Raw genomic sequence first — 10,804 nt, 5'->3', positions numbered from 1 at the left:
GTTTCGAGAATAACTGGTCAGAGGAGGGCACTGGGTGAAAGCGACCCTCGACGATATTCCCGACTTTTTCGACGCAGCGCGCACGGCAGGACGCGTCGTGCGCGAGGGGAGACGAGGCCCGAAGCGGGGCATTTTGCCCCGCGCCTCCAGTCATCCCGCAAAAGAACAATCGCAGTGATTTGGGACGGCCCGTGTGCCGGGCCGTCCCGTGGACCGCGTTACTTCTTGCCGGCTGGCGCGCCGGTTCCAGGCGCGGGAGGCGCGCCCGGTCCGGGCACCGGCTCGGTGCCGGGCGGCGGCGGCTGGCCGTGGGGGACGAGGGTCTCCTTCGGGCCGGATTCGAGCTCCGACTTGACGAGCTTGAAGTCCACGCGCCGGTTCTTCGCGCGGCCGAGCGCCGTGTCGTTGGTGGCGATGGGCCGGTCGAACCCGAAGCCCTGCGACGTGAGGCGCTTGCGGTCGATGCCCTTCTTCGTCAGGTACTCGAGCACCGACCTCGCGCGCCGGTTGGACAGGTCCATGTTGAGCGCGCGCGAACCCTTGTTGTCCGTGTGCCCTTCAATCTGCACGGGGCCCAGCGTCGGGTTCTTGGTGAGCACCGTCGCCACCTCGTCCAGCAGCGGGTACGACTGCTTCTGGATGACCGCGGAGCCCGTCTCGAACAGGATGTTGCCCTTGATGCGGATGCGGTCCGACTCCACCACCACGTAGGGCGGAGCGTCGTACGGGCAGCCGTTGTTCTCCGGCGGGCCGGCCACGTCGGGGCAGTCGTCCTCGCCGTCCGGGATCTCGTCGAAGTCCGTGTCCGGGCAGCCGTCGAAGTCCTTCAGGCCGGGCACCGTGGGGCACTTGTCCAGCGGGTCGATGACGCCGTCGCCGTCGGTGTCCTTCTCATCCACCGGGCAGCCCTTGTTCTCCTTCGGGCCGGGCTTGCCGGGGCACATGTCGTCGCCGTCCGCCACGCCGTCGCCGTCGTTGTCCGGATCCGGGCAGCCGTCGAAGTCCTCGAAGTCGTCCTTGTCCTCGGGCTGCGTGGGGCAGCGGTCGCGCACGTCGGGCACGCCGTCGCCGTCGGAGTCCGGGCCCTCGTCCTTGAAGGTCTTGTCGTAGCGCACGGCCAACATGACCCGCAGGGCCTCACGGCCGTAGCCGGTGGTGACGTTGAGGCCGCGGCCCACGTCCAGCTCCACGCCCCAGTCACCCCACACCTTCGCGCGGGCGCCCACCAGCAGCTCCCACGGCGACTTGAGCGAGTCCGCCTGGTCGAAGTTGAAGGGGCGCGCCAGCGGCGTGCGCAGGTGCATCTCCGCGGTGGCCTTCACCTCGCGCAGCCGACGGATGTCCGGCAGGTCCACGATGCCGCCCGCGCCCAGCGTCAGCTCGTCGTCCACGCGCAGGTTGAGGTACTGCGCCGCGGGGCGCACCAGCACGCCCGCGTTGCCCAGCACGCGCACGGGCCCCAGCCGCTTCTCCACGGCCAGGCGCGGGGCGAACACCACGCCACGCTCACCCGTGAAGCTCTGCGCGCTGCCGGTGGGCAGCCGCACCTCCGCCACCAGCGCGAGCCCCAGCGGGAAGCGGTCCGGATTCAAGAGGCTCACGCGCGGCAGCACGCGGATGTCCCCCAGCGTGGTGCCGCTGACGCCCGCGGCGCCGGGGAAGCCCGGCGCGTTCAGCGCGTTCCCCAGCAGCGCGAAGTTGTCGCCCTGCAGCAGGGTGACGGGCAGATCCACGCCCAGCTCCAACCGCTCCAGCAACTGGTAGGAGAACAGCAGGTGCGCGTCCAGCCGGTACGGCAGCAGGTTCCCCAGCTTCTGGTTACCCAGCTTCAGCGCGAGGATGCGCCAGTTGAAGTCCAGCAGCAGCGCGCCCCGGTAGCTGCCCACCGGCTCCACCGTCGCGCCTTCCAGGCCAATGCCGCTGGACTGCGCGGCCGTGGGTTTCACCGGGACGGCGTCGAAGCCTCGGGAGAAGGGGTCGGGCTGAGCATGGGCCGCTGCCGTGGTGAGCAGCAGGCCCAGGACCGCGAGTCGCAGGACCGCGCCGCACGCGGACCGGCTCCACGAAGGTTCGGAGTCGGGGCATTGCATCCTGAGGCTCTTAGCACCCACCTCCCCTCCCTGGAAGAAAACCAACCCCTCCGAATGTGAGCTACAGCCTCATGCCATTTCTACAAATCCCGAGCCCTTCGGAGCCGCCGCGTCTGTTGTTGCTTACGACACATTTCGCGCAAGCCCTCCGGGTTCCCGGTGCGGGTGGCGCGTGCGAGAAGGGAGCCATGAGACGGTGGCTCTTGTGGGGATGTGTCCTGGTGGCGGGCTGTGGCGCCCGCGAGTCGAACGTGCGGCGCGACGCGCTGCCCGCCGCGCCCGCGACCCAGGTCATCTTCGAAGGCAGTTGTGACGCGTCCGGCGCGGTGGAGCTGGGCCACGGCCTGTTCGTGGTGGCGGACGACGAGGACAACATCCTGCGCGTCTACGATGCGCGCAAGGGAGGCAGCCCGCTGCGCACGGTGGACCTGTCCGCGTCGCTCGAGTTGCCGGTGAAGAAGAAGCCACCGGAGACGGACATCGAAGCGGGCTCGCGGCTGGGCAACCTGGCCTTCTGGCTCACGTCGCACGGCCGCAACAGCGCCGGCAAGAAGCAGCCCGCGCGCCTGCGCTTCTTCGCCACCGGCGTGGAGGACCCCGAGCACGTGCGACTCGTCGGGCAGCCGTACACGCGGCTCCTGGAGGACCTGCTCGCGGACGCCCGGCTCGCGCCGTACGGGCTCGCGCAGGCGGAGCCGCTGCCGCCCAAGGAGCCGGGAGGGCTCAACATCGAGGGCATGACGGCGATGCTGGACGCGCCCGGGATGCTGATTGGCTTCCGGAGCCCGCTGACGCAAGGCCAGGCGCTGGTGGTGCCGCTGTTGAACCCGGAGGCGGTGGTGCGCGACGGCGCGACCGCGCGCTTCGGTGAGCCCCGGCTGCTGGCGCTGGGCGGGCTGGGCATCCGCTCGCTGTCGTCGTGGCGGGGGCGCTACCTCATCATGGCGGGGGCCACCGGCTCCGAGGCGAAGTCGCGCCTCTTCACCTGGAAGGGCGGCGACGACGCGCCGGTGCCGGTGACGTCCGTGGACCTGTCCGGCGTGAACCCGGAGGCGTTCTTCACGCCCGACACGTCGGAGGACATCCTGCTGCTCAGCGACGACGGCTCCGTCCAGGTGGACGGCGTGGAGTGCAAGCGCCAGAAGGATCCGGCGCTCAAGCGCTTCCGCGGCGTGTGGACGGCGTTGCCGCGAAGCCCCTGAGCGCCGGAGGCGGGCGCGGACGTCAGCGCTCCATGAACTCCGCCGCCGGGACCACCTGGATGGCGTCCGGGCGCACCGGCAGCTTCTGCTGGATGATGCGCTCATCCAGCTTGAGCAGCTCCGGCGGCTTGGGGGACGCGTAGGTGATGGGCGAGGGCGCGCCGGACTTCAGTTGCTGGGCCAGCCCCTGCGCGTCCTCCGTGACGTACACGAACGCCAGCTTCTCCGGGGAGAGCTGCCGGCGCACGGCGGCCTGCACGGACTCCGGCGTCATCGCCGCCAGCGCGGCGCGGTAGGCCTCCAGGAAGTCCGGCGTGCCGTAGTAGAGCGAGTCGATGGCGTAGCCCAGCCGCCGCTGGTCGGTCTGCTCCCACAGGCGCGTGTAGCCCTGGAGGAAGCCGCGCACCAGCTCGAAGCGCTCCGGGGTGAGCGGCTCCTTCGACATGCGCTCCAGGAAGAACACCGCGCCGCGCGTGGCGAACACGCCGTTGGCGGGCACCACGGGGCGCAGCCAGAGGGACACGTCCTGCTGGGTGCGCACCAGGTTGGTGCGGTTGAAGGTGCCGTTGCCCCGGTCCTCGATGAAGTGCTCGGCGTAGGCGTAGTCGCCGTAGTTGAGGCCGCGCTGCTCGCGAAGCTCGTTGAAGAGCACGCCGATGAACTGGCGGTGCTCGCCCAGGTTGGACAGCGCGAACGACACCGGGAAGAAGTCCGGGTCGCCCCGGCGCATCGGCGTGACGAAGCCCATGCTCACGGCGGTGGAGAGCGTGGGCTTCTGGAGGATGAGCGCGCGCCCCGCGGAGGACTTCACGGTGGGCAGCTCCACCCGGGGCGCGCCCGTGGCGGGCAGCGCGCCCAGGCGCGAGGTGAGGGTCTGCTGGAGGTTCGCGTCCACCGGGCCCGCGAGCCCGATGACCAGCCGGTCCTGCGTGAAGACGCGGCGCGCGTGCGCCTTCACGTCCTCCAGCGTGAGGGACTGGAGCCCCTGCACGGTGCCGCCCGTGTAGTGGGCGTAGGGGTGGCCCGCGTAGAGGAGCGCGTCCAGGCCCACCTTGCCCAGGGTCTCGTCGTCCTCGCTGCGCAGGCCGTTGCGCACGGCATTGAGCGCGTTGGCGCGCAGGCGCTCGAACTCCGCGGGGTCGAAGCGCGGCTCCAGCAGCGTGTCCGTGAAGAGCTGCAGGAACGACGGCAGGAAGTCCTGGTGGACGCGGCCGGAGAGGGTGGTCATCTCCTTGTCGGTGACGACCTTGAGCTCGGCGGCCATGGGGTAGAGCGCTTCCAGGAGCTGCGCGGCGGTGAGCTTCCGCGTGCCGCCCTCCGCCATCAGCTTCGCGGTGAGGGCGGTGAGGCCCTCCTTGCCCTTCGGGTCGTCAATGGAGCCCGTGTGGAAGACGAGCCGCAGGCTGACGATGGGCGTGTCCGCCCGGGCCTGCACCACGAGCTGCATCGGCTGCGGCTGTTTCAGCGGCACCGCGGGCACGGAGCCCTGCTTGGGAGGCGGCGTGGGGGCCGGAGCCGGGGGCGGCTCCTCCGGCGGGGGCTTGGGGGCGTGGGAGCAGCCGGCGAGCGACAGCGCGGCGGCCAGGACGAGCGACACGGTAGCGCGGGTCTTCATCACGGCGTCCCTCCGGCGGCGGCCGTCTTGGGGGTGAGGGTGAGGACGGTGAGGTTGCGGTCCTCGAGGTACTTCCTCGCGAACAGGGTGAGCTGCTGGGGCGTCACGCTGCCCAGTTGCTTCAGGTAGCTGGCGAGCGCGTCCGGACGCCCCATCACGCCCGCGTAGAGCGCCAGGTCGATGGCCACGTCGCGCGGCGTCTCCATGTCCATCAGGAGGCCGTAGCGCAGGTGGTCCTGGATGGCCTTCAGGCGCGCGGCGTCCACCGGGCCGCCGGACAGGGTCTTCACCTCGCGGCGCAGCACGGCGTCCACGTCGGCGCGGTACTTCTCGTCCTGGAGGGTGGCGTCGATGGGGAAGAGGTACGGGTCGCGGTGGGGCGTGGTGTAGACGTTCAGCGACTCCACGTACTGCTTCTCCAGCACCAGCTCCTTGTAAGCGGGGCTGGTGTCGCCCACGAGGTACTCCGCGAGGAGGGTCTGGATGGCGGCGTCGGGCGTGTCCGCGCGGGCGGCGGGCGTGTGCCACGCGAGCACGTGGCGCGGCTGGGTGGGCTGCGGCCAGTCCACGTGGACGGAGCGCGGCTTCGTCTGCGCGGGCTCGGTGGGGATGGTGACGCTGGTGGGCTGGCGCTGCCATCCACCGTAGGCCTTCGTCACCTGGGAGACGACCTGCGCGTCGTTGAAGTCACCGACGATGAAGAGGGTGGTGTTGGCGGGCGTGTACCAGCGCTCGAAGAACGAGCGGCTGTACGCGTACGCCTGGGGCATGGCCTGGATGTCTTCGTAGAAGCCCAGCGTGGTGTGCTGGTACGTGTGGCGGGTGAAGGCCGTCTTCGCCAGTGCCTCCTCCAGCTTGAGGTCGGGGCCCGCGGCGTTCTTGTGGTACTCGCCCAGCACGGCGAGCGCCTCCGTCTGGAAGGCCGGCTCGGAGTACTCCAGGTTCTGGAAGCGGTCCGCCTCCAGCGCGATGAGCTTCTCCAGGCCGGCGGTGGGGCCGTACACCTGGTACACGGTGATGTCGTCGGTGGTGAACGCGTTGTCGTCGAAGCCGTAGCCGCCGAGGATGCGCTCGCGCTGGCCCTCCGGGTTCGCCTTCGTCCCCTTGAACATCATGTGTTCGAAGAAGTGGGCGAAGCCGGTGCGGCCGGGCTCCACCTCGTTGCGCGAACCCACGCGCACGGCGGTGACGTACGCGACGATGCCGGGCGAGTTGAACGGCACGCGCACCACGGTGAGCCCGTTGGGCAGGCGCGTGGTGTTCAGCGTGTAGGGGAAGAAGCGGGAGGCGTCTGGAGGCTGCTGCGCGGACGCCGGCAGCGCCGGCATCAGGAGCAGCAGCAGGAGGGGCAACAGGCGGCGCATGCGCGGACCCTTTCGGTGCTGGGAAAGCGCGGGACGTTACGCCGGAGGGATGCCAGGGGTGGGCGGCTTTCTGACGGCGCATGTCACCTGCGCGCCAGAGCCACGCCTTACACGGTGATGACGATCTTCCCGAAGTGGCCGCCGGACTCCATGTACTGGAGCGCCTCGCGCGCCTGGGCGAAGGGGAAGACGCGGTCGATGACGGGCCGGAGCTTCGCCTGCGTCATGGCCTGGAGCATGTCCTCGAACATCTCGCGGCTGCCCACGTAGGTGCTGACGACGCGCAGGCGACTGGCGCCGATGGCGGTGGTGTCCGGCTTGCCGGGAGCGCCGGTGAGCAGGCCGATGAGCGCGATGTGGCCGCCCTCCCGGGTGGCCCGGATGGAGCGGGGCAACGTGCCCGCGCCGCCGACCTCCAGCACGTGGTCCACGCCCTGGTTGCCGGTGAGGGTGAGCACGGCCTCCTCCCAGTCCGGCGTCTGGCGGTAATTGATGAGCCCCTGCGCGCCCAACTGCTTCGCGCGCTGGAGCTTGTCGTCCTGGCTGGAGGTGATGAGGACGCGGGCCCCCAGGAGGTGGGCGAACTGGAGGGCGAAGATGGACACGCCGCCGGTGCCCTGCGCGAGCACGGACTGCCCGCGCTTGAGGCCGCCCTGGGGCACGAGCGCGTTCCACGCGGTGACGGCGGCGCAGGGGAGGGTGGCGCCCTCCTCGTAGGAGAGCCAGTCGGGCAGGAGCACGAGCCCTTCGGCGTCCAGGCGGACGTACTCCGCGAGGACGCCGGGGACGCCGCCGCCGAGCGCGTGGGCGACCTTCTCCGGGGTGCGTTCGCCGTCGGTCCAGACCTGGAAGAAGGTGGGGGCGACGCGGTCGCCGGGCTTCACGCGGGTGACGCCGGGGCCCACGGCGACGACCTGTCCGGCGCCGTCCGAGCAGGGGACGAGGGGGAGCTTGAGGCCGGGGTAGGTGCCGCGGGCGATGATGAGGTCGCGGTAGTTGAGGGAGACCGCGTGGATGCGGACGAGCGCCTGGCCGGGGCCCGGCTGGGGCTGGGGCGTCTCCACGAGGGTCCAACTGGAGGAGCCGGTGGGGTGCTGGAGCTCGTACGCCTGCATGCAGGGGACTCCGGGAGGAGGGGCTGCCTGGAGGGCAGGCAGGGGAGGGGATGTTGCAGGAGCGACCGCCGCGGCTTCAGGAGGATTGACGGAGGGCGTTCAGCGGTTAATGTAGGACGGGTGCGGAGTTCTTGGGGCCGCATGACGTACATCGAACCGGGGGCGACCTGGCTTCGACGGGGGCAATGACGTTCGAGACGCGTGCCGAGCTTGTTGGGTGCTCGTAAAACTTCCGACAACAACACAAAAGCCAACGACAACGTTGAGCTCGCGCTGGCTGCCTAACTAGCAGTCTCTAGTGCGCGGTCCCCCTGCTCTCGGTCCGTGGGGTAGGGATGGGCCGTCATAATGCGGACTGGTCGCCAAGGGTGCCTGGGCCCGAGGTGACGAGATCTTTCCAGGACCGGCATCGGGTATCCCGTCCGTGGGAGCCCCGGTGACGTAGCAAATCGCGGACTACGCACGTAGGGTCGAAGAGCCGACGGCTTTCGGACGAGGGTTCGATTCCCTCCGCCTCCACTTGAAAGGGCTCGTAATCCTCAGGGGTTACGGGCCCTTTCATTTTTCACCCCACTGCCGTTGCCCCTGTATTGCCCCACGCCAGCAAGGGCGTGTCGAGGAGTTGGACCGCGTCCCTCTTCACCTCGGGGCTCAGGTGGGCATAACGGTTCGTCATTTCGATGGTCGCGTGCCCCATCAGCTCCTGGATGACCTTCAGCGGCACGCCTCTCATGGCAAGGTGGCTGCCGTAGGTGTGGCGCAGATCGTGCCAACCGATGCGGCCCACCTCCCGAACGATGCCCGCCGCCTTCAACGCGCGGGTAAGCGGACGCTTCAACTTACCGTCCGTGAGGGGTTTGCCGTCCTCCTCGCAGAACACGTAGGGGCCTCGCAGGTGCCGGTGTCCCTTGAGTGCTTCGACCGCTGAGGCGGGGAGGTCCACCATTCGCTCGCGGCCACTCTTCGGAAGCCCCTCCACTCCACGCCAGATGGTTCTCTGGACATGAACCTTGCCCCGCTGCATGTCCAAATCATTCCACTGAAGCCCGATGAGTTCGCCCTGTCGGAGCCCCGTCTTGATGGCCACGAGCAGCATGGGACGCCACTCGGGTTCGGACGCAGTGATGAGTCGCTCGGCTTCCTCGAAGGAAAGGAAGTCGAACTTGGGCTTGGGCACCTTCCCAAAGAGCTTCACGCGCGGAGCCTGTTGGATGACCCCCTGTTCTTGCGCGACCGCCAGGAGCTTGCCCAACACCGTGAGCACGTTGTTGATGGTCTTCAAGCTCAGAGGCTTGGGCGCCGCGCCCTTGCGCTTTCGCAGCGCTGCCTGGGATGGGGCCGTCTTCCTCTCTCTGGCGGCGGACTTCTTCTTCCGCATCAGGGCCTTGAAGTCTTCGATGACTGCCGGGCCGATAGAATCCAGAGCCATCTCCCCGAAGTACGGGATGATGTGGTGTTTGAGGATCCGCTGTTTGGTGTCGACGCTGGAGGGTTTGTTGTTGTTCTCCGAGTAGGTCAGGTACCGCGAAGTGAAATCCTTCACGGTCGGCACCTCCCTTGTCTCCTCGGTTGCTACGGGCTCCTTCTCCTTTCCGAATGTGCCCATCAGAAGGGCTGCGCGGACGTCGCGTTCGTACTGCTCGGCACCACGACGGGTGTTGAGTGGGCTGTCCTTGCGGACGCGCTCGACCTTCCCGTTCGCGTGCTTGAACTTGATGTCCACGAACCACACCTGCTGAGGCTTTCCGTTCTTGTCGTTGTACTTCCTGAGTCTCACGCTCATGACTGCTTCTCCTTGAGCGCAGGACCGCCTTGACCCGTCGACCACGACAGCATCGTGGCGCGGGAAAGTCGAACGCATCGACCAAGCCGAACGACCCCTGGCACCTGGCCAAGGCGAATGGCCTCGTAGAGCGTCTTCCGGTTCACCCGGAGTAGTTCTGCGGCCTCGTCCACAGTGAGGAACGAGGGCGCGGATTCCTTGGGCGGAGTGGGCGCGGACATGACTACCTCGGGAAGACGCGGCGAGGAGTGAGACGGCCGATCGCGTGCAGCCCGATGCCGATGGCGTCCCAGACGTTGTGGTGGAGGTCGCGCGCGGCAGGCAGTTCGACGCGGAGGTGCTCGCTCGCATCGATGCGCTGCTTAATGCGCTCGATGAACGCGCCTGCGTCGAGGGTGCCCTTCCAGTCGCGCGGGAAGACGCTCCGGCGCTCCGTGACGGGCGCCAATGCTCCGCCGAGCGTGCCGACGACGCCGGCAAGCTGGATGAGGTCGTTCTGGTCGCCCCGCTGGTGCGCTGCGGCGTAGACGCGGGGCAACTCGATGACGAGTTGGAAGGGCTCCTCCTGGACGCGTGGGCGAAGCCAGGCCTGCACTGCGCCGGCCATGGACGCCCAGGAGGAGAGGGACAGCGCACCGTGGGCGGGCTCGGGGTTCTTCGGCAACCCCGCGCAAAGCAGGGATGTGGAGGGCACGTCGAAGAGGGCCACACCGCAATGCCGAAGCCCAGGGTCGATGGAGACGAGCTTCATGGCGTCACCACGTCGAAACCCTGCGTCAGGGCGTGCTCGAGGCGCGCCTTCGCGAGCGCCAGGTACTCAGGCTCCCGCTCAATGCCGACGAACTCGAAGCCCTCGGCGAGGGCCGCGATGCCCGTCGTGCCGCTGCCGGCGAAGAGGTCGAGCACCACACCGCCCGGAGGTGTCACCATCCGGCACAGCCACCGCATGAGCGCGATGGACTTCACGGTGGGATGGGTGTTGAGCCCGGCGCCCGCGTGTCGTTCCAAGCGCGAGGGCTTGGCCACATAGAAGAACCGCGACACCTCGTCAGGAAGGCGCGTCGCAGCCTCCTCGTCGAACGTGACGTGGGCCGGCCAGCGCTCCTTCCCGTCACCGGAGACGCGGCATGCTTCGATGTTGAGGGCGCCAGTGCCGTGGCTCAGGACGTTCGCGGCCACCGTGCCGGTGAGGGGCTTGCGCACGAGAATCCAGTGCTCCGCAGCGGGCTTGAGGGCGGTGCCCCATCCCTGCCACTTTCGTGCGGCCTCCGTGGCCGGCTCGTCACGGCGCTCCTTGGGCGCCAGGTTGGCGTTGAGGCCGTTCCTGGAGCGCCAGCGCTGGCCAGCGGATGCTTCGTGGTGTTGCCCGGTTACGGCGCGCTGGAACCAGTTGGGTCCGGGCTTCCCCTTCTCCGCGATGATGCGTTCGGCAATCGAGCGGATCGGCTCCGGCGGCTCGGTGACTCCGAAGAGCTTGAGGAGCGCCAGCCAGTGCTGCCGGTGCGGCACGTAGGGCTGGGCGCCTTGGCTCGTCCAGTGGCCAGCCATCCCGCGAAGGCCGAGCGCCGCGTTGAGCTGGGCGTTCGTCAGGCCGGCCTTGTCCCGCATTTCGGCAATCCAGCGGGTGACGACGAG

General features: G+C 69.0%; 10 protein-coding genes and 1 other RNA gene. 3 read left to right on the top strand and 8 right to left on the bottom strand.

What is annotated here, in order from left to right:
* The first annotated feature begins 34 nt into the window (after positions 1–34).
* On the top strand, positions 35–178 hold the full coding sequence (locus K8556_RS09730) for a hypothetical protein (protein ID WP_223739764.1): 144 nt from the start codon (positions 35–37) through the stop codon (positions 176–178).
* A 40-nt stretch (positions 179–218) separates the two neighbouring features.
* Here the strand turns inward: K8556_RS09730 and K8556_RS09725 are convergent, their stop codons facing one another.
* Complete coding sequence (locus K8556_RS09725; protein ID WP_223739763.1) at positions 219–2,090, bottom strand: OmpA family protein; 1,872 nt, start codon at positions 2,088–2,090, stop codon at positions 219–221.
* A gap of 188 nt (positions 2,091–2,278) precedes the next feature.
* Between K8556_RS09725 and K8556_RS09720 the strand changes: the two genes are divergently transcribed.
* Positions 2,279–3,292: a DUF3616 domain-containing protein gene (locus K8556_RS09720; protein ID WP_223739762.1), complete on the top strand. Its 1,014-nt coding sequence runs from the start codon at positions 2,279–2,281 to the stop codon at positions 3,290–3,292.
* A gap of 22 nt (positions 3,293–3,314) precedes the next feature.
* Here K8556_RS09720 and K8556_RS09715 read toward each other — a convergent pair whose 3' ends face one another.
* From K8556_RS09715 to K8556_RS09705, 3 genes are all read right to left on the bottom strand, one after another.
* On the bottom strand, positions 3,315–4,907 hold the full coding sequence (locus tag K8556_RS09715; protein WP_223739761.1) for a pitrilysin family protein: 1,593 nt from the start codon (positions 4,905–4,907) through the stop codon (positions 3,315–3,317).
* Positions 4,907–6,271, bottom strand: coding sequence for a pitrilysin family protein (locus K8556_RS09710; protein WP_223739760.1), 1,365 nt, complete (start codon positions 6,269–6,271; stop codon positions 4,907–4,909). The genes K8556_RS09715 and K8556_RS09710 overlap by 1 nt, the downstream gene beginning before the upstream one ends.
* 107 nt (positions 6,272–6,378) lie before the next feature.
* On the bottom strand, positions 6,379–7,386 hold the full coding sequence (locus tag K8556_RS09705) for an NAD(P)-dependent alcohol dehydrogenase (protein ID WP_223739759.1): 1,008 nt from the start codon (positions 7,384–7,386) through the stop codon (positions 6,379–6,381).
* Between the two features lie 158 nt (positions 7,387–7,544).
* On the opposite strand from K8556_RS09705, the gene ssrA reads away from it, so the two are divergent.
* Positions 7,545–7,908: a transfer-messenger RNA gene (gene ssrA, locus K8556_RS09700) on the top strand.
* Positions 7,909–7,951: 43 nt separating this feature from the next.
* Here ssrA and K8556_RS09695 read toward each other — a convergent pair.
* The 4 genes from K8556_RS09695 to K8556_RS09680 all read right to left on the bottom strand — a co-directional run.
* Entirely contained in the window at positions 7,952–9,169 is a 1,218-nt protein-coding gene (locus K8556_RS09695; protein ID WP_223739758.1) for a tyrosine-type recombinase/integrase, read from the bottom strand.
* Positions 9,166–9,390, bottom strand: coding sequence for a helix-turn-helix domain-containing protein (locus K8556_RS09690; RefSeq protein ID WP_223739757.1), 225 nt, complete (start codon positions 9,388–9,390; stop codon positions 9,166–9,168). Before K8556_RS09690 ends, K8556_RS09695 begins: the two co-directional genes overlap by 4 nt.
* Positions 9,391–9,392: 2 nt before the next feature.
* Positions 9,393–9,920, bottom strand: a complete 528-nt coding sequence (locus K8556_RS09685; protein ID WP_223739756.1) for a hypothetical protein — start codon at positions 9,918–9,920, stop codon at positions 9,393–9,395.
* On the bottom strand, positions 9,917–10,804 hold an 888-nt coding region (locus K8556_RS09680), incomplete at its 5' end, for a site-specific DNA-methyltransferase (RefSeq protein ID WP_304503951.1). The genes K8556_RS09685 and K8556_RS09680, both read right to left, overlap by 4 nt.

This window comes from Corallococcus sp. AS-1-12, assembly GCF_020036995.1.
Classification (GTDB): domain Bacteria; phylum Myxococcota; class Myxococcia; order Myxococcales; family Myxococcaceae; genus Corallococcus.
This window is presented reverse-complemented; position numbering and strand designations above follow the sequence as displayed.